This is a genomic window from Mesorhizobium sp. CO1-1-11 (assembly GCF_020164995.1).
In the GTDB taxonomy this organism is placed as follows: domain Bacteria; phylum Pseudomonadota; class Alphaproteobacteria; order Rhizobiales; family Rhizobiaceae; genus Mesorhizobium; species Mesorhizobium australicum.
In genome coordinates this window covers 143,601-168,750 of sequence record NZ_JAIUHE010000009.1, presented here as the reverse complement: position 1 = coordinate 168,750, position 25,150 = coordinate 143,601, and the positions used below count along the sequence as shown (strand labels likewise).

The 25,150-nt window shown below is 63.2% G+C and carries 21 protein-coding genes and 1 riboswitch; of the genes, 11 read left to right on the top strand and 10 right to left on the bottom strand.

Features of this window, described 5'->3' with window-relative positions:
- Nucleotides 1-28 precede the first annotated feature (28 nt).
- The 8 genes from LB554_RS12775 (at nt 29) to LB554_RS12740 (ending at nt 8,313) form a co-directional block, all read left to right on the top strand.
- Nucleotides 29-1,474 carry a type II and III secretion system protein family protein gene (locus LB554_RS12775; RefSeq protein WP_140723620.1) on the top strand — a complete coding sequence of 482 codons (1,446 nt, stop codon included), beginning with the start codon at nt 29-31 and terminating at the stop codon, nt 1,472-1,474.
- Nucleotides 1,475-1,477: 3 nt separating this feature from the next.
- Nucleotides 1,478-1,747 carry a hypothetical protein gene (locus LB554_RS12770; protein WP_015317594.1) on the top strand — a complete coding sequence of 90 codons (270 nt, stop codon included), beginning with the start codon at nt 1,478-1,480 and terminating at the stop codon, nt 1,745-1,747.
- A gap of 33 nt (nt 1,748-1,780) precedes the next feature.
- A complete protein-coding gene (locus LB554_RS12765; protein ID WP_224584853.1) occupies nt 1,781-2,989 on the top strand; it encodes a CpaE family protein in 1,209 nt (402 codons plus the stop codon).
- Nucleotides 2,986-4,404 carry a CpaF family protein gene (locus LB554_RS12760; protein WP_140661161.1) on the top strand — a complete coding sequence of 473 codons (1,419 nt, stop codon included), beginning with the start codon at nt 2,986-2,988 and terminating at the stop codon, nt 4,402-4,404. Before LB554_RS12765 ends, LB554_RS12760 begins: the two co-directional genes overlap by 4 nt.
- Before the next feature lie 5 nt (nt 4,405-4,409).
- Nucleotides 4,410-5,375 (top strand): type II secretion system F family protein, encoded by a 966-nt coding sequence (locus tag LB554_RS12755; RefSeq protein WP_140616157.1) that lies wholly within the window; start codon nt 4,410-4,412, stop codon nt 5,373-5,375.
- Between the two features lies 1 nt (nt 5,376).
- A complete protein-coding gene (locus LB554_RS12750; protein ID WP_140616159.1) occupies nt 5,377-6,339 on the top strand; it encodes a type II secretion system F family protein in 963 nt (320 codons plus the stop codon).
- A 151-nt stretch (nt 6,340-6,490) separates the two neighbouring features.
- Complete coding sequence (locus tag LB554_RS12745) at nt 6,491-6,964, top strand: tetratricopeptide repeat protein (protein ID WP_140821871.1); 474 nt, start codon at nt 6,491-6,493, stop codon at nt 6,962-6,964.
- Between the two features lie 173 nt (nt 6,965-7,137).
- Entirely contained in the window at nt 7,138-8,313 is a 1,176-nt protein-coding gene (locus LB554_RS12740; RefSeq protein ID WP_140723611.1) for a GGDEF domain-containing protein, read from the top strand.
- On the opposite strand, the gene gcvP is transcribed toward LB554_RS12740, so the two are convergent.
- The 3 genes from gcvP to gcvT are packed head-to-tail and all read right to left on the bottom strand — an operon-like array spanning nt 8,314 to nt 12,617.
- Nucleotides 8,314-11,124 carry an aminomethyl-transferring glycine dehydrogenase gene (gene gcvP / locus LB554_RS12735; RefSeq protein ID WP_224584851.1) on the bottom strand — a complete coding sequence of 937 codons (2,811 nt, stop codon included), beginning with the start codon at nt 11,122-11,124 and terminating at the stop codon, nt 8,314-8,316.
- Nucleotides 11,125-11,142: 18 nt separating this feature from the next.
- Nucleotides 11,143-11,511: a glycine cleavage system protein GcvH gene (gcvH, locus tag LB554_RS12730; protein ID WP_015317602.1), complete on the bottom strand. Its 369-nt coding sequence runs from the start codon at nt 11,509-11,511 to the stop codon at nt 11,143-11,145.
- Between the two features lie 5 nt (nt 11,512-11,516).
- Complete coding sequence (gene gcvT, locus LB554_RS12725; protein ID WP_224584850.1) at nt 11,517-12,617, bottom strand: glycine cleavage system aminomethyltransferase GcvT; 1,101 nt, start codon at nt 12,615-12,617, stop codon at nt 11,517-11,519.
- Between the two features lie 149 nt (nt 12,618-12,766).
- Nucleotides 12,767-12,853: riboswitch (glycine riboswitch) on the bottom strand.
- A gap of 174 nt (nt 12,854-13,027) precedes the next feature.
- On the opposite strand from gcvT, the gene LB554_RS12720 reads away from it, so the two are divergent.
- Nucleotides 13,028-14,029 carry a hypothetical protein gene (locus LB554_RS12720; RefSeq protein WP_140661167.1) on the top strand — a complete coding sequence of 334 codons (1,002 nt, stop codon included), beginning with the start codon at nt 13,028-13,030 and terminating at the stop codon, nt 14,027-14,029.
- Here the strand turns inward: LB554_RS12720 and LB554_RS12715 are convergent.
- From LB554_RS12715 to LB554_RS12685, 7 genes are all read right to left on the bottom strand, one after another.
- Entirely contained in the window at nt 14,026-14,424 is a 399-nt protein-coding gene (locus LB554_RS12715) for a GNAT family N-acetyltransferase (protein ID WP_015317605.1), read from the bottom strand. The genes LB554_RS12720 and LB554_RS12715 overlap by 4 nt on opposite strands.
- A 38-nt stretch (nt 14,425-14,462) precedes the next feature.
- A complete protein-coding gene (locus tag LB554_RS12710; RefSeq protein WP_224584847.1) occupies nt 14,463-15,254 on the bottom strand; it encodes a molybdopterin-binding protein in 792 nt (263 codons plus the stop codon).
- A 1-nt stretch (nt 15,255) separates the two neighbouring features.
- Complete coding sequence (locus LB554_RS12705) at nt 15,256-16,137, bottom strand: cytochrome b/b6 domain-containing protein (RefSeq protein ID WP_224584838.1); 882 nt, start codon at nt 16,135-16,137, stop codon at nt 15,256-15,258.
- Nucleotides 16,138-16,234: 97 nt separating this feature from the next.
- Entirely contained in the window at nt 16,235-16,912 is a 678-nt protein-coding gene (locus LB554_RS12700; RefSeq protein ID WP_015317608.1) for a DUF1345 domain-containing protein, read from the bottom strand.
- 30 nt (nt 16,913-16,942) lie between these two features.
- Nucleotides 16,943-17,410: a YaiI/YqxD family protein gene (locus LB554_RS12695; protein ID WP_015317609.1), complete on the bottom strand. Its 468-nt coding sequence runs from the start codon at nt 17,408-17,410 to the stop codon at nt 16,943-16,945.
- A gap of 64 nt (nt 17,411-17,474) precedes the next feature.
- A complete protein-coding gene (gene gfa, locus LB554_RS12690; RefSeq protein WP_140616175.1) occupies nt 17,475-18,044 on the bottom strand; it encodes an S-(hydroxymethyl)glutathione synthase in 570 nt (189 codons plus the stop codon).
- A 68-nt stretch (nt 18,045-18,112) separates the two neighbouring features.
- Nucleotides 18,113-19,240 carry an S-(hydroxymethyl)glutathione dehydrogenase/class III alcohol dehydrogenase gene (locus LB554_RS12685; RefSeq protein WP_224584837.1) on the bottom strand — a complete coding sequence of 376 codons (1,128 nt, stop codon included), beginning with the start codon at nt 19,238-19,240 and terminating at the stop codon, nt 18,113-18,115.
- 249 nt (nt 19,241-19,489) lie between these two features.
- Between LB554_RS12685 and LB554_RS12680 the strand changes: the two genes are divergently transcribed.
- Complete coding sequence (locus LB554_RS12680) at nt 19,490-21,502, top strand: acetyl/propionyl/methylcrotonyl-CoA carboxylase subunit alpha (protein ID WP_224584836.1); 2,013 nt, start codon at nt 19,490-19,492, stop codon at nt 21,500-21,502.
- A gap of 107 nt (nt 21,503-21,609) precedes the next feature.
- Entirely contained in the window at nt 21,610-25,137 is a 3,528-nt protein-coding gene (gene dnaE, locus LB554_RS12675) for a DNA polymerase III subunit alpha (protein ID WP_224584835.1), read from the top strand.
- Nucleotides 25,138-25,150 lie beyond the last annotated feature (13 nt).

Below are 25,150 nucleotides of genomic sequence, written 5' to 3'. Positions count from 1 at the left end.
ACCGGTGGGGACCGGGCGGGACGGGACAATGTTGATGCGTACCCTATATCGAATGACGGCTCGGTCGCGCTTGGTGCGCGCCCTGGCGATGGCGTTTACCCTGGCTGCGAGCGGCGTGCTTGCCTTGCCCGGAGCGGCGAAGGCGGACAACGACATCGTTTATGTCTCGTCGACCAAGAATGCGTCGATCAAGGTTGCCAAGGGCAAGCCCAAGACGATCATGACGAGCGCGGCCTTCTACCAGATCGTCATCGGTGATCCGGAGATCGCCAACGTCAACCCGCTGACCGACAAATCCTTCTATGTGCTGGGCAACAATCTCGGCACCACCGGCATTGCGCTGTTCGACCAGAACAAGCAGCTCGTCGGCACCGTGGACATCGAGGTGACGCTCGACACCGACCAATTGGCGAACACTATCCGTGCCAGTGTGCCGGACGCCAAGATCAAGGTCGGCTCGGCCAACGGCCGTGTCGTGCTGTCGGGTGAGGCGGATGACGCGGTTGCAGCGGATAAGGCAAGCAAGATCGCCAGCCGCTTTTCCGGCAATGAGGAAGTGATCAACTCGGTCAATATCTCTTCGTCGCAGCAGGTTCAGCTCAATGTCCGGTTCGTCGAGATCAACCGCCAGGCAGGGCAGGACCTGGGCGCGAAATACAGCGCCAATTTCGCCTACGGCTTCGGCGGTCGCGACATTTCACTGGATCCGGGCACGGTCCCAGCGGCGGGGACCGGCGAGATCATCGGCCGACTGCTGTCGAACGGCGTCTCGATCGACATTGCCATTAAGGCGCTGGAAGAGCGCGGCCTTGCCCGTCGGCTGGCTGAGCCGAACCTGATCGCGCGTTCAGGGGAGACAGCGAGCTTCCTGGCCGGCGGCGAATTTCCGATCCCGGTTTCGGAGGACAACGGCAAGATTTCGGTCAGCTACAAGAAATATGGCGTTAGCCTGGATTTCAAGCCGACCGTACTCAAGGACGGGTTGGTCAGCCTCGACATCGCGCCGGAAGTCTCCTCGATCGATGCGTCGGCGTCCTACAATATCGGCAACATTTCCGTGCCCGGCTTCATCGTGCGCCGCGCCAAGACCTCGGTCGACCTGAAGAACGGCCAGAGCTTCATGATCGCCGGGCTTTTGCAGTCCCAGAACGACATTACCACGTCTCGCATTCCCGGCCTTGGCAAGATGCCGGTGCTTGGAGCGCTGTTTTCGTCGAAATCCTATCAGCGGCGCGAGACCGACCTGGTCATCATCGTCACGCCCTATCTGGTCAAGCCGGTCGATCCGTCGAAGAAAATGGCTGAGCCGACCGATGGCACGCAGCCAGCCAGCAATGTCGACTATTTCCTCAACAACACCGAGGAGGTGAAGGCGCCGGATACGGGCCGCGCGCTGGCGCTGGCCGACGGCAGTGCCGCACGGGCCGCTCCTGCCACCAAAGTCGGTCATTTCCTCGACCTGCCGAAGGACTGAGCCATGCGTCTGATCCTGAGATCGTGCATCGGCCTGCTTCTTGCCGGCCTGGCAAGCGGCTGCACCAGCGACGACTACGTGCGCAGCGAAGGGGTGACGTCCGGCGCCGGCGAGGCGCAGGCCGCCAACACCGTCATGCAGATGGTCGACCCGTGGAAGTACGGCGTCCAGAACACGAGACTTCTCGTGCCTGCCAAGCGTGGCAGTGCCGGACCCGTCACGCCCGATCAGGCGGCCGGTGCCAAGGCAGCGCAAACGACCACCGACAACTGATCCAGACGGCGATCGATCTCACAGGCGGCGAGAATGGCAAACAGCACCAAGAAAATCCTGCTCGTCTCGACAGACCGGGCCTTCGCGCAGGACACGAAGACGGCCTTTGCCGCCTCCGAGATCATCCAGCTCATGACGGTGGAGAAGAACGTTACCGAGCTGCGCGGCGAGGTCCAGGAGGCCGAGTTCGGCGTCGTCATCGTTGACATGGATGCAGCGAAACTCGAGGAGATCGAGTCCCTGCAGCGCGTCATGCGCCGGCTCGAGGGCAAGGCACCGGTGGTCGTGGTCACCCAGGAGTTCAACGCCGCGGCCGTGCGCATCCTGGTGCAGCTCAAGGTCGCCGATTTCCTGGTCAAGCCAATCACCACGGCCGATCTGGTGCGTTCGGTCGTGCGGGCTCTGCAGGGGCCCGGGCGCGAGGAAAACACCGAGTCGCAGATCTATACCTTCATGCCCGCCGCCGGCGGCGTCGGCACCACGACACTGGCACTGCAGACCGCGTTCCAGCTGCATCATTCGGTGACGCGCGGCGCCTCGACCTGCGTGGTCGACCTCAATTTCCAGCAAGGTGCCTGCGCCGAATATCTCGATCTCGAGCCGCGTTTCGACATCACCGAAATCGAGAACCAGCCTGAGCGCCTCGACCGGCAACTGCTCGATGTGATGCTGTCCAAGCACGCCAGCGGACTGTGTGTGCTGGCGGCGCCGACGCATCCGGCCGAAATGCGCTCATTCAAGACCGATGTCGTGGTGCGCATGCTGGACCTCGTTTCGGCCTATTTCGACAATGTCGTCATCGACATGCCGCGCACCTGGTTTCCGTGGACGGAAACGGTACTGCTCGGTTCCAACAAGCTTTACATCGTTGCCGAAATGACGGTGCCGTGCCTGCGCCATACGCAGCGGCTGATCCAGGCCGTCTACGAGACCGCCGGCAAGGAAGTGAAGCCGAACGTGATCGTCAACCGTTTCGAGCAGAAGATGTTCGACAACGGCATCAAGCAGGCGGACGTCCAGGAAATCCTTGGCGAGCATTTTGTCGGCGGGATCGCCAACAACTACCGGCTGGTGCGCGAGGCGGTCGACCGCGGCGTGCCGCTGCACGAGATCGATCCCAATGCCAATGTCGTCAACGACCTGAAGAAGATCATCCTTCCGGAAGAGGCGGTGGCAACCGCGGGCAAGTCGAAGTCGCTGTTCGGCTTCGGCAGGGGCCTCTTGAAAAGGAAAGCTGGATGACCAGCCGTTTTTCCACCCTGCAGAATCGTGACGCGCGTCCGCGCCCGGCTGAATCGACGCCGGTCGCGCATCATGCAGTCGTCATCCCGACCAGCCGGAAGGCTTTGCCGGCGAAGGCGGAGGCGGCGCCGGCAAAGAATGCCAACAAGGTGCTCGATGCCCGCGTGCGCATCCACCGGATGCTGCTCGAGGAGATCAATCTCGTCGCGCTGGAGCGCTTGCCCAAGGAGGAGATGCGCCGGCAAGTGCATGATTTCGTATCGGAAAAGACCCGCCAGGAGCGGATGGCGATCAACACCGCCGAACTCGACGCGCTGGTTGACGACATCGTCGACGAGATGGTCGGCCTCGGCCCGCTCGAGCCGCTGCTCAAGGATCCCGATATCAACGATATCCTGATCAACGGCCATCAGAACTGCTTCGTCGAAAAGAAGGGCAAGCTGCAGCAGGTCCATATCCCGTTCAAGGACGAGGCGCATCTGCTCAGAATCGTCAACAAGATCGTGGCCGCCGTCGGCCGCCGCGTCGATGAATCGCAACCGATGGTCGACGCTCGCATGCTGGACGGCTCGCGGTTCAACGCAGCCATCCGCCCGGTGGCCGTCGACGGCCCGCTGGTGTCGATCCGCAAGTTCTCCAAGAACAAGCTTGGCCTGCACAGGCTCGTCGAATTCGGCGCCATCACACAGAACATGGCCGAAGTGCTGGCCGCGGCCGTCCACGCCCGCAAGACGACGATCATTTCGGGCGGCACCGGCACAGGCAAGACGACGATGCTCAACGCGCTGTCGGCGTTCATTCCCGAAGACGAGCGACTGATCACCATCGAGGACGCGGCGGAACTTCAATTGCAGCAGCCGCATGTCGCACGCATGGAGACGCGTCCCGCCAACATCGAAGGCCATGGCGAGCTCAAACAGCGCGACCTAGTCAAGAACGCGCTGCGCATGCGTCCCGACCGCGTCATCCTCGGCGAGTGCCGCGGCGAGGAAGCCTTCGACATGCTGCAGGCCATGAACACCGGCCACGAAGGCTCGATGGCGACCATCCACGCCAATACGCCGCGCGACTGCATTTCGCGCCTCGAGCAGATGCTGGGTATGACCGGCATGCCGATGACGGTGCAGTCGATCCGCAGCCAGATCGCCAGCGCCATCGACATCATCGTCCAGCTGACCCGACTTTCCGACGGCAAGCGCAAGGTGACGAGCGTCGCCGAGGTGACCGGCATGGAAGGCGATGTCATCCAGATGCAGGAGATCTTCCGCTTCGTGCGCACCGGCATGGAGGCCGATGGCAAGATCCTTGGCTACTACGAGGCGACCGGCATTCGGCCGCGTTTCCTGGAAGACCTGCGCGCCATGGGCATCGACTTTCCCGGACGTTATTTCGAACCCGGCCGGCCGCAGGAGTAGCCGGCGTGTTCGACGGGTTCAGCGCGATATACGTCGTCTATGCCGGAGCCGCACTGACCGGCATCATGGTGGCCGAGGCGATCTACCTGCTCTATGCCGGACGCAGCGACAAGCGCACCGCAATCAACCGGCGCATGAAACTGCAGGAAAACAAGATCAGCCAGGAGCAGGTGCTGATCCAGCTGCGCAAGGAGCGCGGTCTCGACGCGGGAACGTCGCTGTTTTCTCCCGACCGGTTCCGTGCCCTGCGCACGCAGTCGGGCATGGTGATGCCGCTTTCGAAATTCCTGACGATCACCTGCGGTGTGGCGACGGCCGTTGCCCTGGCCGCGATCTGGCGCGGGCTGCCGCTGCTGATGGGGCTCATCCTGTTCGTCGTGCTGGTGCCGTTGCTGCCGGTCATGGCGATGCGCTCCATGCGCAAGCGCCGGCTGAAGCGTTTCGGCATGCAACTGCCGGAAGCGCTGGAGCTGATCACGCGCGGCCTCAAGGCCGGTCATCCGGTGCCGGTGGCCATCGCCATGGTGTCGCGCGAGATGCCCGATCCGATCGGCACGGAATTCGGCGTCATTGCCGACGAAGTCACTTATGGTTCCGACCTGGTCACGGCGCTGAATGCACTGTTCGACCGGGTCGGCCACGAGGATCTGCCGCTGTTCATCACCGCCGTGTCGATCCAGACCAGTTCGGGCGGCAATCTGCGCGAGATCCTTGATGGGTTGTCGACGACGATCCGCGAACGCGGCAAGCTGCGACGCAAGGTGCGCGCCATTTCGACGGAAGGCCGCCTCTCGGCCTACATTTTGACGGCCGTACCGGCGCTGCTGTTCACCGCCATCATGGCCATGATGCCGGGATATTACAGCGACGTCTGGGGCGTGCCGAAGACATGGTACATGATCGGCGGCTCGGTCAGCTGGCTGATGCTGGGCAATCTGATCATGTTCAAAATGTCGAATTTCAAGTTCTGACATGCAAAGCGTCATTGAATTCCTCGCTTCCCTCGCGCCGACCTCGCTGATGCCGGTGGCCGTCCTCCTGCTTGCCGCGGGAGCGGCCGCTGTCGCCTGGCCGATGCTGGTGGCGAAGGGCGACCGCAACGACGTCAAGCGCCGGCTCAAGGTCGACCAGGGTCCCGTGGCCGCCAGGCCCGAACCTGTGCAGAAGAAGAATAGCGGCGTCGTGCGCGAGCAAGCGGTGAAGAGGGCGCAGGAATTCTATGCCAAGAGCGACCCGGAAAATGTCGCTCGGCTGCGCCTGAAGCTCATCCAGGCGGGCTACATGGAGCCGCGCGCCGTCGGCATGTTCTTCCTCATCCGGTTCACGGCAATGATCGGCACGACGTTCGCGGTCTTCGTGCTCAACCGGTGGATGGCCAGTCCCGACGCGACCATGACCAGCCGGTGGACCTTCATCATCCTGTCGGGGGCCGCAGGCTATTTTTTGCCGGGCCTGGTGCTGACCCAGAAGGTGCGCGAGAAGATGCGCGAATACCGCAACGGCTTCCCCGATTTCATGGATCTGATGATCGTCTGTTCGGACGCCGGCATGAGCATGGAAGCCGGCGTCGAGCGCGTTTCGAAAGAACTCGCCAAGAGCTATCCGTCGCTCAGCCAGAACCTGCAGCTCGTGTGCTTGGAACTTCGGGCGGGACGCAGCCTTGACGACGCGCTGAAGGCGCTCGCCGATCGCCTCAGCCTGGACGAGGTACGCTCCTTCGCCACGCTCCTGCAGCAGTCGAAGGAACTCGGCACCAGCCTGTCGGGCGCGCTCAGGGTGTTTTCAGACGAAATGCGCCACAAGCGCATGTCGCTGGCCGAGGAGAAGGCCCATGCCTTGCCGGCCAAGATGTCCGTGCCGGTCGTGGTCTGCATCTTGCCGGTGGTGCTGATGATCGCGGTCATTCCTATCATCGTCAAAATGACGGCCCATTAGCTCTACTTTGGAGTGAGATGGCACGCCCGGTGGTTAATGATTGCTATTCCGGAAACTGAAAGTTAGCTGCATTTCGGCACCGAAGCTTAATCGCTCTTCTGTAGTCTCTTTCCCGAAGAACGACCCGGCAAATCGGGCGACGGGGCAGGGCATGCGTCAGATAAAATTTGCGGCGATGGCCATGATGGCAGCCGTCCTAATGATCAGCGGGTGTACGACGAACAATAACGTCGACACGACCAAGACCACTGCGATCAAGCCTGCAGGGAAGGATGTCGCCACATCCGACCTGGCGGAAGGCAAGGCACAGTTTCGCGATGCCAATTATGGTCTTGCCGAAGCGCATTTCCGCAAGGCCGTCGAGCTGAAGGCCGACAATGCCGAGGCCTGGATGGGGCTTGCGGCTTCCTATGACGAACTTGGCCGCTTCGACTTCGCCGACCGCGCCTACGGCCAGCTCCTGAAGGTTGCCGGCCGCAAGCCGCAGATCGTCAACAATATGGGTTATTCGCAGTTGTTGCGCGGCAACAAGAAGAAGGCCCGGGCGCTGCTGCTCGAGGCGAAGGCCGGCATGAACGATCCCACCGTTGTCGACGCCAACCTCGCCTTGCTGAACAAGGGCTGATGCCGGTTGATGGTCGCCCCGTCAAGGGGTGCGATTTTGGTACAGGTGGCATCGACGCTTTGTAAACCCTATCCGCAGCTTGGGTCGAGAGATCGCCCGAAAACCATGTCCGAGGGCTGCCGCTGACCTAGAATGCGGCGCAACCGCCGACGCTCGAGAGGCCTCCGCCTGATATGCTGGATTTCAGTTCGCTCCTGCTCGCAGCCGCGCTGTCGGGTACCTGTCTAGCCGCTACCATGGTTGCGATCTGGCTCACGGCGCCGCGGGCGGGCTTCGTGCTGACAGTGGCGTGCGGCATTATCGTGCTCGTCGCGCATGTGATCCTGTTCTGGCGCTATACCAGGGAGCCCGATCCGCTGCTTTGCCAGATCGCGCTGGCGCTACTCAGCCTGGGTTTTCTCATCATCTGCATTTCGGCCATGCAGTATCTCGGCGTGCGCGAGCACAGGCGTGCAATCGCGCCGACATTTGCCGCCATGGCTGTCTGCGCGGCCGTGACTTTCATGGGCCTTGACGGGGTCGGCTTCGTGATCACCTACGCGACGGTTACCGCGCTGCTCTCGACGATCGGGGCCATGTTCTGGATCAATGGCAGTCACGATCGCCGTATTCTCCTGGTGGTATCGGTCCTGAGCGGCACCTGTGCGCTGTCGTTTGCCCTTTGCGGCGTGGTTCTGATGGCCAAAGGCCAGTGGACGCTCGGCGTCGCGCCCGACAATTGGGCCGAACGCCTTAACTCGGTCGTGGCGGTGGCCTGTATGACCGGCCTTGGCGCGCTGACGCTTTCGCTCCACCATCTGCAGGCGCAGATCGAGCTCAAGGCCGAGACCATGACCGATCCGTTGACCGGACTGATGAACCGTCGGGGTCTGGCGTCGCTTTATGGCGAGCGCACCTTCGGCCCGTTCATGGCGATCGTCATGTTCGATCTCGATCATTTCAAGCGGACGAACGACATCTATGGACACCCGGTCGGGGACCAGGTCCTGTGCCGCTTCGCCGCCGTCATCAGGAGATATGCCAGAACCGGAGTCGACGCCTTTCGCCTGGGCGGCGAGGAGTTCGCAATCGTCATGTCGCGCGTGACGGAAGAGCGGGCCTATGACCTCGCCAGCAAGATCGGCGTCGCTTTCGGCACGGAAGTCGTGCCCACCGCGCTCGGGCCCTTGCGCAGCACGGTCAGCGGCGGGATTGGCTTCGGCGAGGCCGACGGCAGCACCCTCGACGAGGTGCTGGCCAGGGCCGACGCCATGCTCTATGCCGCCAAGCGTGCGGGGCGAAATTGCGTCATCGGCCGCAAAAGGACGGGCAAGGCCGACGCGGCCGAGCCGGCCTTGCGTTCCGCGTAGCTATTCGGCCGCGCCGAGGTAATCCGACAGCGGCGGGCAGGAGCAGACCAGATTACGGTCGCCGGCGACATTGTCGATGCGCGACACTGGCGGCCAGTACTTCGTCGCCGTGTCGGCATCGCCGGCGGGATAGGCCGCCTCTAGACGCGAATACGGATGGGTCCATTGACCGGCCAGCGCCTCGGCCGATGTGTGCGGTGCGTTGACCAGCGGATTGTCGGCCAAGGGCCATTCGCCTTTGGCCACTTTCGCCGCTTCGCCGGCAATAGCGATCATGGCCTCGCAGAAGCGATCCAACTCGCGCTTGGGTTCGGACTCGGTCGGCTCCACCATCAGCGTGCCGGCGACCGGAAACGACATCGTCGGCGCGTGGAAACCATAATCGATCAGGCGCTTGGCGATGTCCTCGACACTGATGCCGGCGCTCTCCTTGAGCACGCGGGTGTCGAGGATGCATTCGTGGGCGACGCGATCGCTCCTGCCCTTGTAAAGCAGCGGGAAATGCGGGGCGAGCCGCGTCGCCACATAGTTGGCCGAAACGATCGCTGTCTCGGTCGCCTGCTTCAGGCCGGAAGCGCCCATCATGCGGATGTACATCCAGGTGATCGGCAGGATGGAAGCGCTGCCGAAGGGAGCGGCGGCCACGGCATGAGCCGAGCCTTCGCTGACATGGCCGGGCAGATAGGGCTTCAGATGCGCCCTGACACCGATCGGACCGACACCCGGGCCACCGCCGCCATGCGGGATGCAGAAGGTCTTGTGCAGGTTCATGTGACAGACGTCGGCGCCGATGTCGCCTGGCCGAGCAAGGCCGACCAGCGCGTTGAGGTTGGCGCCATCGAAATAGACCTGGCCGCCATGCTCGTGGATGAGGGCGCAGAGGTGGCGGGCGCCTTCCTCGTAGACGCCATGGGTGGAGGGATAGGTGAACATCAGCGCCGCGAGATTCTTGGAATGCTCGTTGGCCTTGGCGCGCATATCGTCCATGTCGATGTTGCCGTCTTCCAGGCAGCGCACGACGACGACGCTCATGCCGGCCATCGCGGCACTCGCCGGATTGGTGCCATGCGCGGAAGACGGGATCAGGCAGACGGTACGATGGCCCTCGCCGCGCGAACGGTGATAGGCGCGAATGGCGAGCAGCCCGGCATATTCGCCCTGGCTGCCGGCATTGGGCTGCAAGGTCACGGCGTCGAAGCCGGTGATCTCCGACAGCCAGCCTTCCAGTTCGCCGATCATGGCGCGGTAGCCGGCCGAATGGCTTGCCGGCGCGAAGGGATGCAAATTGGCGATGCTTGGCCAACTCACCGGCATCATTTCCGCCGCGGCGTTGAGCTTCATGGTGCAGGAGCCCAGCGGGATCATGGCGCGGTCGAGCGCCAGGTCCTTGTCGGCCAGCCGGCGCAGAAAGCGCATCATCTCGGTTTCCGACTTGTTCTCGTGAAAGACCGGCTGGGTCAAAAACTCCTTGCCACGTGGCTTGCCGGGCACCGTGCTGCCGGCGGAAGCGACAGCCTTGGCATCGAACAAGGCCGCGATCGCGTCGAGATCGGCGTCGGTCGAGGTCTCGTCAAAACTGATGCCGACATGGTCGGCATCGAGCACACGCAGCAGCCGGCCGGTCTTTTCGGCGGCCACCGCGATCTGGGCCGCCTTGCCGTTGGTCTCCACCGTCACCGTGTCGAAGCGGCTGGAGCCGAGCACCGATACGCCCGCCGCCTCGAGGCCGCTTGCCAGGCGGTTGGCCAGCGCGTGTATGCGCCCGGCGATCGCCTGCAGGCCCACCGGGCCGTGCCAGATGGCGTAGGCGGTGGCCATATTGGCAAGCAGGGCCTGTGCGGTGCAGATGTTGGAAGTCGCCTTGTCGCGGCGGATATGCTGCTCGCGCGTCTGCAAGGCGAGGCGGTAGCCGGGACGGCCCTTGCTGTCGGTCGACTGACCGACCAGGCGGCCGGGCATCAGCCGCGTCAGCTTGTCGGAGACCGCGCAATAGGCCGCATGCGGGCCGCCAAAGCCCATCGGCACGCCAAAGCGCTGCATCGGGCCGACCGCGATGTCGGCGCCGAGTTTCGCCGGCGCGTCGGTCAGCGCCAGACCAAGCGGGTCGGCGATGAAGACGACAATGGCGCCGGTGGCGCGCGCTTTTTCGATCGCCGCCTTGTGGTCGCCATAGACGCCAAAGGTGTCAGGCCAGGAGACGAGCAGGGCGGCGGTGTTGTCGTCGATCGTCGCGCCGTCGATCTCGATGCCGAGCGGCTCGGCGCGAGTGCGCACGACGTCCAGCGTCTGCGGGTGCGGCGTGCCCGCAAGCGCCACCTTGGTGCGCTTGTCGCGGTGGTGGCGCAGCGCAATGCCGACCGCTTCGGCGACGGCGGTCGCCTCGTCGAGCAGTGAAGCCGATGCCACCGGCAGGCCGGTCAGTTCGGTGACCAGCGTCTGGAAGTTGAACAGCATTTCGAGCCGGCCCTGGCTGATCTCGGCCTGATAGGGCGTGTAGGCGGTGTACCAGGCCGGATTCTCGAACAGATTGCGCTGGATGACCGGCGGCACGTGGACGCCGTGGTAACCGGCGCCGATAAAGCTTTTCAGCACCGTATTCCTCGCCATGGTCACCGACAATTCGGCGAGAGCTTCGGCTTCGCTGGCCGGCGCGGGGAGGTCCAGCGGCTGGTCGAGGCGGATCGATCTCGGCACGGCCTGGCTGATCAGTGTCTCGACCGAGGGAACACCGATGACGGCGAGCATGGCTCTGACGTCGGCAAGGCCGGGTCCAATGTGGCGGGCCGAGAAGGGGTAGGGAGCAGCGGTCATGTCGATAAGTTCCCGATGTCAGGCGATATGGGCTTTGTAGGCGGCCTCATCCATGAGGCTGGCGAGCTGACTTTCGTCGGCGAGCTTCATCTTCCACAGCCATCCGGCCCCGGTTGCCGCCGAGTTGACCAGCGAGGGGTCGGACGACAGCGTGCCATTGGCTTCGGTGATTTCGCCATCGACCGGCGCATAAACGTCCGAGGCTGCCTTGACGGACTCGACCACGACGGCGGTGTCGCCCTTGGCGAGCTTCTTTCCCGTTTCCGGCAGTTCCACGAAGACGAGGTCGCCGAGCTGCTCCTGCGCGTAATCGGTGATGCCGACGGTGGCGATGCCGCCCTCAACGCTGAGCCACTCGTGATCCGATGTGAAATAGGTTGTTGCCATGGAATTCATCCTTTGCGGTAGCGATGAGGGGTGAAGGGCAGAGAACTGACATCGACTGGGATCTTCGTGCCGCGCACGTCGGCGAAAATCCGCGTTCCGGGCTTTGCCAGCGGCGTGGAGACATAACCCATGGCGACCGGATGGCCGGCGGAAGGGCCGAAGCCGCCCGATGTGACATGGCCGGCAGGATTGCCGTCGGCTTCGAACAGCGCGGCACCGGCGCGCACCGGCTGGCGACCCTCCGGTTTCAGCCCGACGCGCTTCTGCGCCGGACCACGTTCCACGGCGGCGCGCAAGGCGTCGGCGCCAATGAAGGTGCCGGAGGCACGGATTTCTTTCGGGATCGCCCACATCAGCGCCGCCGCGGCCGGGTCGGTCTCGGGCGTGATGTCCTGGCCGTGCAGGCAGAGGCCGGCCTCCAGCCGCAGGCTGTCGCGCGCGGCAAGGCCGATCCAAAGCACGCGTTCATCCTCCAGCAGCTTGGTGACAAGGTCACGCGCATCGGCTTCCGGCAGGCCGATCTCGAAACCGTCCTCGCCGGTGTAGCCGGACCGGCTCATGAACCAGTTTTTTCGCGGCTCGACCCCATGCATGAACAGCAGCGAGCCGGTCTCGATGCCGGCGCGGGAGAGTGCAGCCCAGGCTTCGGGGCCCTGGATCGCCAGGAAGACGCGGTCGAGCGGCTCGACCTTTGCCTCGAAATCGGTCGCCAGGGCGCGCAAATGCTTTTCGTCGGCGACGGCATTGCCGGCATTGGCGACCACCATGAACCTGGTGTCGCCGAGCCGGGTGACGATCAGGTCGTCGAGAATGCCGCCTGCTTCGTTCAGGAAAAAGGATAGCTTTGACTGCGAGATTTCGAGCGCGCCGGCGTCCAGCGGGCAGGCGCGGTTCAACAGCGCAACCGCTTCCGGGCCACTGACCTCGAACAGTTTCATATGCGAGATGTCGAACAACCCCGCATGCTCGCGGGTGTGAAGATGCTCTTTCATGACGCCGGCCGGATAGGTCAGCGGCATCGACCAGCCGGCAAAGGCGCCGAAGCGCGCTCCGGCAGCCGCATGAATATCTTCGAGGGGAAGGTGTTTGTCGTCGTCGCCCGTCATGTCGCCTCCAGAGTCGCACGCAATCGGCCGCTGATGGCGACCAGTCCGTGCCCCTCTGTCTGAAGCCTGAGAGACTCGCGCAGCCGGAACTCTGTCAGCGGCGCTTACACCTTCGGCGCGGGGGCAAGCCCCGACTTTCCAGAGTGTCTTTCCCGTCCACGGTTCTTTTGCCTGAGAGATTTCGGGCGATTTCCCCTTCGGCGGCAGCTCTCGCTGCTCTCTCCCGCAAACAGGTAGGACTCAGAACCCTGAGCCCTCGACGCGCCATCCATAGCCCGTCGACGACACCTTGTCACCTCCCAGCGACATTGTTCTGACAAGTCTTCGCTAACCACGCCGTTTGCCGGTTTTTCAAGACACTCCTGATAAAGCTGACCGATGTGACGCGTTGGGGCGGACGGGGACGACAGATGGGCGAGTTGATCATGAGTGCTCCGGTGGCGGGGCTGACTTCGAAGAACCGCATTGCTTCAGAGGATGTCGTGATGCTGCGCCGCGACGTGTTCGCCGACGGCGTGGTGAGCCGGGGCGAAGCCGAGGCCTTGTTCGCGCTCAACCAGACGGCGCGGGACAAATGCGCGGAATGGGCGCCGTTCTTCGTCGAGGCGGTCACCGACTACATCGTTCATCAGGAAAAGCCCTTGGGCTACATTTCGGGGGAGAATGCCGACTGGCTGGTCCGCACGATTTCGCGCGACGGCATGGTCGACAGCCGGACCGAACTCGAATTGCTGGTCCATGTGCTGGAAGAGGCGAAATCCTCGCCGAGCCGGCTTTGCGTCTACGCGCTGGAGCAGGTCGCCCACGCCGTCGTCGACGGTAAGGGACCGCTGATGCTCGGCGGCGCGCTGGTGCCCGGACTGATCGCCGGGGCCGAAGTCGAGCTTTTGCGCCGCATCCTCCATGCCCATGGTGGCGACGGCAACATCGCCATCACCCAGGCCGAGGCCGAGGTGCTGTTCAGGATCAACGAGCGGACCGCCCAGGCCAATAACGATCCGTCGTGGAACGACCTGTTCGTCAAGGCGATCGCCAATTTCGTCATGTGCTCGGCCGGTTATGAGGCGCCCACCCGCGAGGTGGCGCTGCGCCAGGAAACTTTCCTCGATCATACCGATCCGGAAATCGGCGGCTTCTTCAGCCGCATGGTCTCCGGCGGTCTTGCCGGTGTCATCGAGGCCTACCGCTCTCCTGACGACATAGAGACCGAATGGGAGGCCAAGAACAGGGCCGCCGAGGCGCTGGCCCGCCGTGCCGAGACGATCGATGCCTGTGAGGCAAAGTGGCTGGTCGGACATATCGGGGTGAACCGGCCTCTTTACGAGAATGAGCGTGCGCTGCTGACCCTGATCAAGCATGCCTCGCCGGAAATTCATCCGGCGCTGAAGCCGTTGCTCGACAAGGTTGCCTAAGCCCCGCCGTCCGCTGCTATCGTTTTGCAAAGAATGATATTGGAATGGCCTTCGGGCCATCCCGAGAATTCGGCCATACGCTCGAAGCCAGCCTTTTCATAGAGATCTGGTGCCTGGAAGTCGTGGCTGGAGACCCAGATTTTCCTGACACCGCGATCGGCGGCCTCCGCGACAAAGGCGTCGAGCAACTGCCTTGCGTAGCCGCGACCTCGGTGAGCCTCGTCTATCCACATCAAGGTCAGTTCGGACGTGCCCGCCCAGGAATAGCCGGCGGCTACTCCGACCGCGTGTCCCGCGCCATCGCGGATGACAAAGGTCAGCCCTCGGTCATCGTCGCGGTCGATCATACGTCGGTTATCGCGGTTGAGACGATCCTCGAGCGAACTCAATTCCATGGGGGACAAGTCGTGCTCGGCCCGTATGCGAGGGACCGTCAAATCCCGCCATACCAGTCATAGCCGTTGTCTTCCCAATAGCCGCCCCGGCCGCCGCCGATAGTGGCGAAGCCATCGACCAGTTCGATCTTGTAGAGATATTTCGGCATTTTGTAGCCGAGCTGGCGCTCGACGCGGACACGCAGCGGCGCGCCGTTCTCGACCGGCAGCGGCTTGCCGTTCAGGCCGTAGGCAAGGATCGTTTGCGGATGGCGGGCATCGATGAGGTCGATCGTGCCGTAATATTTGATGTCGCCTGACAGGCTGCGGTCGATCGTGTCGAGGCAATGGAACATGACATAGCGGGCCTGTGGCTTGACCACCGCCTGGTCGAGCAGCAGCGCCAGCGGCGTGCCGGTCCATTTGGCGATGCAGCTCCAGCCTTCGACGCAGTCGTGGCGGGTGATCTGGGTGCGGCTCGGCATGTTCATGAGCTGCTCGCGGGTGAGTGACAGCGGCTTTTCCACGAGGCCTGACACCTCCAGGCGCCAATCGGCGAAGTTGTTGGCGAGTAGGGTCTTGTAAGCGTCGTCGTCCGGCGCGGTCACGCCGTTCGGCCGCATTGGCTGACGGATATCAGCCTCGGTGAATTCGGGCGCCAGCGAATTGCCGCCGCCGAGCAACCGTTGTGCCTTGTGGGTCAGGCCATTGGCGTTTTCGAGGAAGCTGCGCAGGCCGCTGCCGATGCTGAGCTGGCTGTCGAAGGCGTCGCAGCCCGACAGCATGATGCCGGACGCGCCGAGGCCGGCGGCGGTGAGGAACTTTCGGCGGCTTATCTCAAATTTCGCCATCTCAGGCACTCCTCTCGGACGTTTTGTCGTCATGCACGGGAGGATCAGTGCGGTACCAGCCGGTAATGATCGAGCGCAGTTCGTTGATCGGGCCGGCGGCGAGGATCATCAGGATGTGAATGACGAAGAAGGCGACCAGCAGCACCATGACGGTGAAATGGATGGTGCGTGCCGTCTGCCGGCCACCGGTCAATTCATTGAGGAAGGGCAGCACCGAATTCATGCTCGGCGACATTGCAAGGCCGGTGATGATCATCAGTGGCAAGAGCACGAACAGCACGCCGCCATAGGCCATCTTCTGCAGCGTGTTGTATTCGCGCGTGTGGTGGAATTTCAGCCTGGCGTGGTTGGCGATGTCCCGGGGCAAGCGTTTGAGGTCATCCAAGCGAGGCGCCAGATCGCGGCGGATGTGGCCGTTGATCAGGCTGGCGACGAGCCAGAGGATCAAGGTCGTCGTCAATATCCAGGCGAAGAAGAAATGGATCACGCGGGCGGTGCCGAGGTCATAGTAGGACGGGATCGTCGCCCAGGATGGGAAACCGCGCGCCGTCTCGTTACCGGTCGGGCCCGACCAGCCAAGGACGCCTGTCGTGTCAAAGCGGTGCCCGAAGATTTCGGTGTAGCCGCGCGGCCCGGCATTGGTGTTTTCGGCGCCTATGGCGAAAATGGTGTTGTTGTAGTCGAAGCCGGATTGCTTGCCGATGTAGAGCTGCGGCCGGGCATTGAAGATCTGCAGGCCGGACAGCAGCATGAAAAACAACGAGATGGCCCAGAGCCAGTGTGTCAGCCGCGTCCAGCGCGACTGCCGGTAGATCAATGTTTTCTCTTTTGACGCGGGGGCGCCCGGTCCAATTTCGGATTGGCTTCTGGCAACCGATTCCATGTTGTCTGGTCTCCCGGCCTTGCGGCTTGTCCTAAGCGTTCATTGTCCTCTTGATACGTCGCGATCCAAACCGATGTTTCATGCGATCACGGATTTATTACGGACCGCCCAGGCTGACGGCGAGATTGACGGCGGCGGCGACGATGACCGTGTTGAAGAAGAACGACAGGACCGAGTGGACAAGCACGACACATCGCATGTGCGTCGTCGAGATGTTGGTGTCGGCGGTCTGCGCCGTCATGCCGATGACGGTCGAGAAATAGAGGAAATCCCAGCCCTCGGGGCGTTTGTCGCCCGGGAACAGCAGGCCGCCGACCGGAATCTTCTTATTGGTGCCGGCGTCGACCGCGTCGCCGTCCATCCAGTAGACATGGGCATAGTGGAGCGCAGCCATGGCATGGATGGTGAACCAGCCGAGCGGGATCGACAGCAGTGCGAAGCCGAGTTCGATCGGGTGATCCCCATCCTTGCGATTGATCAGCAGGAACAGGGAGACAAGAGCAACGCCGACGACAACGAGCGTGACCGCGAAGATCACCAGCACCGGCTGATCGGTGGCGCGTGCATTCTTGCTCAGGTACTTGCCGGTGAATTTGGGCATCTGGCTGACGACAAGAAGGACGTAAGCGGCAAAAAATATGTTGGCGCCGATTGAATAGGCGAGTGGGGCGTGCAGCAGCAGCGCCACAAGCAGCGCAAACGCACCGATACAGGCCGACACCGCGAACAGCATGTGGCGCTGCATCGGTTTCTTGATCGGGGTTTCGGCGGCCATGGCGGTCTCCACCTGGATGGCGCTTTGTTGCTAGCCCGGTGTGGCGGATTTCAGCGCGCGCCGCAAGATGCGGTCAAGTTCACCCAGGAACCGGGAACGATCCTGCGGCGCGAAGCTGGCATTGTAGCCCTTGCTCTCGCCGGTTTCGCGCAAATGCTGCTTGAGGTCCCGCATCGCCACCGCCATGCCGATCGTCTCGGGCGTGAACGGCCGCCCGGTCGGTCCCAGCACATGCGCGCCGAGCGCCACCGTGCGGGCGGCGAGCGGAATGTCCGCCGTCACCACGATGTCGTTGGGCTTGGTGTTCTCGACGATCCAGTCGTCGGCGGCATCGGCACTCTTGGAGACCACGACATTGCGGATCATCGGGTCGCGGGAGGGGCGCAGACCACCATTGGAAACATAGGTGACGACGACGCCATGGCGCTCGGCGACCTTTTCTACCTCCGCCTTGACCGGGCAGGCGTCGGCGTCGACGTAGATGGCGGGTGCGGGCATTGTCTCTCCGGAAACGAGCAGGGGCCGGAAACATATCCGGCCCCTGCCTGAAATCTCTCGGTCGTCAGGCCGGCAGGGCGCCGGATTTCTTCGCCGTCCAGGTGGCGATATAGTCCATCAGGCCCGGATTGAGGCAGTCATAGGGTTCCAGCCCGATCGTCCTCAGCCTGCCGCGAATGCCGTCCATGCGGCTTGGGTCGACACCCGATTCGATGATCGAGGAGACGAAGGCGGTGAAGCCCGGAGGCGACCAGCCGTCTTCCTCGAAGCGCTCGGGATGGATGAAGGACAGGCCCTTGAACGGATGGTCGCGCTCGACCGGCCCGTGCATGTGGACGCCGCATTGGGTGCAGGCATGACGCTGGATCAGCGCCGAGGGGTCGACCACCTTGAGCTTGTCGCCGTTCTCTGTGACGGTGACATCGCCGGTGCCGGCGACCGCAACCACCGAGAATACAGCACCGTCGGGTTTCCAGCATTTGGTGCAGCCGCAGGCGTGGTTGTGGGCGATCTGGCCCTTGACCTTCACCTTGACCGGCTTGCTGGTGCAGGCGCAGACCAGCGTGCCGCCGGCAAAGCTGGCGCTCTCCCTGGGCAGCCCATTGTCGATCTTTGGGTGCAGTTTCTCCGCCATTGTTTCTCTCCTCCCATGTTTCACCACAGGGGTCGCTGGCCGGATGGCCGGCGGCGTGTGGCTGTCTTTTAGTAAACCACGACACTTCTGATCGACTTGCCCTCATGCATGAGGTCGAATCCCTTGTTGATGTCCTCGAGCTTCAGCGTGTGGGTGATCATCGGGTCGATCTGGATCTTGCCGTCCATGTACCAGTCGACGATCCTGGGCACGTCGGTGCGGCCGCGCGCGCCGCCGAAGGCGGTGCCCATCCAGCTGCGGCCGGTGACCAGCTGGAACGGCCGGGTCGAAATCTCCTGGCCAGCACCGGCGACGCCGATGACGACCGACTTGCCCCAGCCGCGATGTGAGGCCTCGAGTGCCTGGCGCATGACCTTGGTGTTGCCGGTGCAGTCGAATGTGTAGTCGGCGCCGCCGATCTGGTCGGCTCCGCGCTTGGTCATGTTGACGAGATAAGGCACGATGTCGCCGTCGATCTCCTTCGGATTGACGAAATGCGTCATGCCGAATCGCTCGCCCCATTCCTTCTTGTCGTTGTTCAGGTCGACACCGATGATCATGTCGGCGCCGGCAAGCTTCAGGCCCTGGATGACGTTGAGGCCGATGCCGCCGAGGCCGAAGACGACGGCGGTGGCGCCTTGCTCGACCTTGGCGGTGTTGATGACCGCACCAATGCCGGTGGTGACGCCGCAGCCGATGTAGCAGATCTTGTCGAAGGGGGCGTCGGGGTTGACCTTGGCCACCGCGATCTCCGGCAGCACGGTGAAGTTGGAGAAGGTCGAGCAGCCCATGTAGTGGAAGATCTTGTCCTTGCCGATCGAGAAGCGCGACGAGCCGTCCGGCATCAACCCTTGCCCCTGGGTGGCACGGATGGCGGTGCACAGATTGGTCTTCCTCGACAAACACGACGGGCACTGACGGCATTCGGGCGTATAGAGCGGGATGACATGGTCGCCCTTCCTGACCGAGGTGACGCCCTTCCCGACATCGACGACGATGCCGGCGCCCTCATGGCCGAGGATGGCGGGAAACAGGCCTTCGGGATCGGCGCCCGACAGCGTGAATTCGTCGGTGTGGCAGATGCCGGTCGCCTTGATCTCGACCAGCACCTCGCCATCGCGCGGTCCATCAAGGTCGACCTCCATGATCTCCAGCGGCTTTCCGGCGGCGACAGCGACAGCGGCGCGGGTTTTCATCGGGCAATTCCTCCAAAGGCGATTTTGAGCCAAGGTTTCAGGTTTTGAGCTGCTCATCAACTCTCAGATGAGACGAAATCTTGGCTTTCTTGACGCAGATAGCACACCGTCGACAACCAGCCCGGCTCGGCAGGGGAGTGCGACGGAAGCATTGGGAGGGACGCCCGTCATGTCGTCCGCTGCGGCACTTGAGACCTGGCGACATAGTCCATAGAACTGAACCATCTGCCGGAGGGGAATTCTGCCCGCATGTTCACCAAGATCCTGATCGCCAATCGTGGCGAGATCGCCTGCCGCGTCATCAGGACGGCGCGCAAGATGGGCATTGCCACGGTCGCCGTCTATTCCGACGCCGATCGCGATGCCGTGCATGTCGAAATGGCCGACGAGGCGGTGCATATCGGGCCGTCGCCTGCCGCGCAGAGCTACCTCGTTCCTGAAAAGATCATCGCGGCCTGCAAGGCGACGGGCGCTCAGGCCGTGCACCCCGGCTATGGCTTCCTGTCCGAGCGAGCCGCGTTCTGCGAAGCCCTGGAAGCGGAAGGCATCGTCTTCATCGGGCCGAAGCCCAAGGCCATCAAGGCGATGGGCGACAAGATCGAGTCGAAGAAATTCGCCAACGCCGCCGAGGTTTCGACGGTTCCGGGTTGGCTCGGCGTCATCGAGAATGCCGATCACGCCGAAAAGATCGCCGGCGAGATCGGCTATCCCGTGATGATCAAGGCCTCGGCCGGTGGCGGTGGCAAAGGCATGCGCATCGCCTGGGACCAGTCGGAAGTACGCGACGGATTTGACCGGGCGCGCTCGGAAGCCAAGAGTTCGTTCGGCGACGACCGTGTCTTCATCGAAAAGTTCGTGGTCGACCCGCGTCACGTCGAAATCCAGGTGCTGGCCGACGGGCATGGCAACGCGCTCTATCTTGGCGAACGCGAATGCTCGATCCAGCGCCGCAACCAGAAGGTGGCGGAAGAGGCGCCATCGCCCTTCCTCGATGCCAGGACGCGCAAGGCGATGGGCGAGCAGTCGGTGGCGTTGGCCAGGGCTGTCGACTACCAGAGCGCCGGCACCGTCGAGTTCATCGTCGACAAGGACAAGAACTTCTATTTCCTTGAAATGAATACACGATTGCAGGTCGAGCATCCGGTGACCGAACTCGTCACCGGCATCGATCTGGTCGAGCAGATGATCCGCGTCGCCGCCGGCGAAAAGCTCGCCTTGAAGCAGAGCGACATCAAGCTGAACGGCTGGGCGGTGGAAAGCCGGCTCTACGCCGAGGACCCCTATCGCAATTTCCTGCCGTCGATCGGCCGGCTGACACGCTACCGGCCACCCGAGGAAGGCCGCTTCGGCGATGTCGTCATCCGCAACGACACCGGTGTCACCGAAGGCTCGGAAATCTCCATGTTCTACGATCCGATGCTGGCCAAGCTGTGCACCTGGGCTCCGACGCGGCTCGAGGCCATCGACGCCATGTCGGAAGCGCTGGACAGCTTTGTCGTCGACGGCATCGAGCACAACATACCGTTCCTGGCGGCGCTGATGCAGCATCCACGCTGGCGGGAAGGGGCGATATCGACCGGCTTCATCGCGGAGGAATATCCCGACGGTTTTGCCCCCGTCGTGCCGAACAGCGAGGAAAAAGCCGTTCTGGCATCGATCGCGACCGCGGTGGAACTGCTGCGCCGCGATCGTCTCGACCGGCTGGGCGGGCGGCTGGCGCCGCATTCGGGAGCGCTCAAGCGCGACTGGGTGGTGAAGATCGGCGAAGAGTATTTGTCGGCGTCGATCCTCGAAGGCATGATTTCCATCCCGATGGAAATGGACCTGTCCATCGATGGCGGGAAGGCGCTGACAGTTTCGTCCGATTGGCGGCCCGGCGATCTCATCTGGCGCGGCACGGTCGGCAAGCGCAGGGTTGCCGCCCAGATCCGTCCTGTCGCCAATGGCCTCCGCATCGCCTGGAAAGGCATGTCGGTGACCGCGCGCGCCATGCTGCCGCGCACCGCCGAATTGGAACGGCTGATGCCGGAGAAAATAGCGCCGGACACGTCGAAACTGCTGCTCTGCCCGATGCCGGGCCTCGTCGTGTCGATCGCCGTTGTCGAAGGCCAGGAGGTCAAGGCGGGCGAGACGCTGGCCGTGGTCGAGGCGATGAAGATGGAAAACGTTCTGCGCGCCGAGCGCGACCTCGTCGTGGCGAAACTCAATGCCAAGCCGGGCGACAGCCTTGCCGTCGACGCGGTGATCATGGAATTCGCCTGAACGGCTGGAAGCCTGTGGGTCGGTAGTCGTTTGTGCTGGACTGGTATCGCCCGGTCCCGGACAATACATCTCCATCGACTCAAGTCTTACGGACAGCGCGAGAAACCATGGCGGATGAGAGACTTCCACGCGATCCCCTGAAGCGCGAGGCCGCGATCGCGGGCCCGCGGCCGGAGGTGCCGGCGCGGCCGTTCGTCCATCTTCGCGTGCACTCGGCCTATTCGCTGCTGGAAGGCGCGCTTCAGCTTGGCAAGATCGTTGGCCACGCGGTGAAAGACGAGGCGCCAGCGATCGCGGTGACCGACACCAACAATTTGTTCGGCGCCTTGGAGTTCGCCCAGAAGGCGGTGAAGGACGGCATCCAGCCGATCATCGGCTGCCAGATCGCGCTCGCCTTTTCCGGCGAAAACAGCGACGGCCAGCGTGACCGCCGCCGGCAAGGTCCCGATATGCGGCCGGTCGTGCTGATCGCGGCGACCGAAACCGGCTATTCCAATCTGGTCCGGCTGGTCAGCCGCGTTTATCTCGAAACACCGCCCGGCGAAGCGGTGCACCTGACCACCGAAATGATGGACGGCCAATGTGACGGCCTGATTTGTCTCAGTGGCGGGCCGCGCGGCCCGATCGGCATGGCCCTGAAGGAAGATCGCCGCGATCTTGCCGAAGCGCGGCTGGTAACGCTCAAGGCGATGTTCGGCGACCGGCTCTATGTCGAGCTGGACCGGGTTTCGGGCTACGACCGGATGATCGAGAAATCCTCGATCGATCTCGCTTATGCCCATGAATTGCCGCTGGTTGCCACCAACGAGGCCTTTTTCTCGTCGCGCGACGAGTATGAGGCGCATGATGCGTTGATCGCCATCGCCGAGGGGTCGGTTGTCGCCGTCGACACCCGCCGCCGGCTGTCGCCGGACAATTTCCTGCGCAGTCAGGCCGATATGGCGAAATTGTTCGCCGACCTGCCTGAAGCCATCGACAACACTGTCGAGATCGCGCTGCGCTGCTCCTACTATCCAAAAACCCGCAGTCCGATCCTGCCGCGTTTCACGGGCGGAGATGCCTCCGACAAGGACGCCGCCGAAAAGGCCGAGGCCGAGGAACTGGCCCGTCAGGCGCGCGAGGGGCTCGATGCACGGCTCGCCTTGCACGGACCGACACCGGGCTACACGGTCGAGCAGTATCGAGAGCGGCTCGAATTCGAGCTTGGCATCATCGAGAAGATGAAATTCCCCGGCTACTTCCTGATCGTTGCCGACTTCATCAAATGGGCCAAGGCGCAAGGCATTCCGGTCGGGCCGGGGCGTGGTTCGGGCGCTGGTTCGCTGGTTGCCTATTCGACCACCATCACCGACATCGATCCGCTGCGTTTCTCGCTGCTGTTCGAACGCTTCCTCAATCCGGACCGCGTTTCGATGCCCGATTTCGACATCGATTTCTGCCAGGATCGCCGCGAAGAGGTGATCCGGTACGTCCAGCAGAAATACGGCCGCGACCAGGTCGGCCAGATCATCACTTTCGGTACGCTGCAGGCGCGCGCCGTGCTGCGCGACGTCGGCCGCGTGCTGCAGATGCCGTACGGCCAGGTCGACAAGCTGTCGAAAATGGTGCCGCAGAACCCGGCCAATCCGGTCAAGCTCGCCGACGCCATCGCCAACGAGCCGCGCTTTGCGGAGGAGGCCGAGAAAGAGCCGATCGTGCAGACGCTGCTCGACATGGCGCAGAAGCTGGAGGGCCTCTACCGCCACGCCTCGACGCACGCCGCCGGCATCGTCATTGGCGACCGACCGTTGTCGGAACTGGTGCCGATGTACCGCGATCCGCGCTCGGACATGCCTGTCACCCAGTTCAACATGAAATATGTCGAGCAGGCGGGGTTGGTGAAGTTCGACTTCCTCGGCCTGAAGACGCTGACGGTGCTGGAGACGGCCGTCAAGTTGATCCGCCGGCGCGGCATCGATATCGACCTGGCGACCATCCCGCTCGACGATCCCGAGACCTATGCGATGCTGTCGCGCGGCGAGGTGGTCGGCGTGTTCCAGGTGGAAAGTGCCGGCATGCGCAAGGCGCTGATCGGTATGCGGCCCGACTGCATCGAGGACATCATCGCGCTGGTTGCCCTCTACCGGCCGGGACCGATGGAGAACATCCCGACCTACAACGCCAGAAAGCATGGCGAGGAGGAGATGGCCTCGATCCATCCCAAGATCGACCATCTGGTGAAGGAGACGCAAGGCGTCATCGTCTACCAGGAACAGGTGATGCAGATCGCGCAGGAGCTGTCCGGCTATTCGCTCGGCGAAGCCGACCTTCTGCGGCGCGCCATGGGCAAGAAAATCCGGGCCGAGATGGACAAGCAGCGCGAACGCTTTGTCTCCGGCGCGGTCGAGCGCGGCGTCGCAAAGCCGCAAGCCGACTTCATTTTCGACCTGCTGGCAAAGTTCGCCGACTACGGTTTCAACAAGTCTCACGCGGCCGCCTACGCTGTCGTCTCCTACCAGACCGCCTATCTCAAGGCGCATTATCCGGTCGAGTTCCTGGCAGCGTCGATGACGCTCGACATGGGCAACACCGACAAGCTCGCCGACTTCCGCCAGGATGCGCTGCGCCTCGGCATCGAAGTCCTGGCGCCCTCGGTGATGACGAGTTTCCGTGCCTTCGAGGTCGGGGAGAACCGGATCTATTATTCGATGGCCGCGCTCAAGGGCGTCGGCGATGCCGCGGTGGAGCACATCGTCGCCGTTCGCGGCGAAAAGCCGTTCAAGAGCCTGGCCGATTTCTGCGAGAGGGTCGACCCGAAGATCGTCGGCAAACGGGTTTTCGAAAGCCTGATCATGGCCGGCGCGCTCGACTGCTTCGGCCACGACCGCGCCCAGATGTTGGCCGGCGTCGAGCGGATGATGGGGCTGGCGTCGCTCGCCCAGCAGAACGCCGTTTCGGGTCAGGCCGACATCTTCGGCGCCTCGCTCGGCGCACAGTCGCAGGCGCTCAATCTGCCGGCGACCGATCCGTGGCTCGCTGCCGACCGCCTGCACCGCGAGTTCCAGGTCGTCGGCTTCTATCTCTCGGCGCATCCGCTCGACGAGTACAAGGCGGCGCTGCAGAAGATGCGGGTGCAGAACTGGGCGGAGTTCTCCGCCGCGGTCAAGCGCGGTGCTTCCGCCGGCCGGCTTGCCGGCACCGTTACCAGCAAGCAGGAGCGCAAGACGCGCACCGGCAACAAGATGGGCGTGGTGGCCTTTTCGGACACCTCCGGCCAATACGAGGCCGTATTGTTTTCAGAAGGTTTGGCGCAGTACCGTGACCTCCTCGAGGCCGGCCGTTCGGTTGTCATCACGGTCGCGGCGGAGGACAGGCCCGAGGGCGTCAACCTGCGCATCAACTCCGTGCAATCGCTGGAGGACGAAGCAAGCCGCATCCAGAAGGCCCTGCGCATTTTCGTCAGGAACGATGGACCTGCCTCGATGATCCAATCCCAGCTCACGCAACGCGGTGAGAGCCAGGTGAGCATTATCGTGATCAAGGAAGAGGCGCAGGGCGAGGTCGAGATCGCTCTGCAAGGCGGCTACCGCGTCTCGCCGCAGATCGCCTCGGCAATGCGCGCCGTGCCGGGCGTGATTGAAGTGGAACTGGTGTGATCTGCGCGCCTGC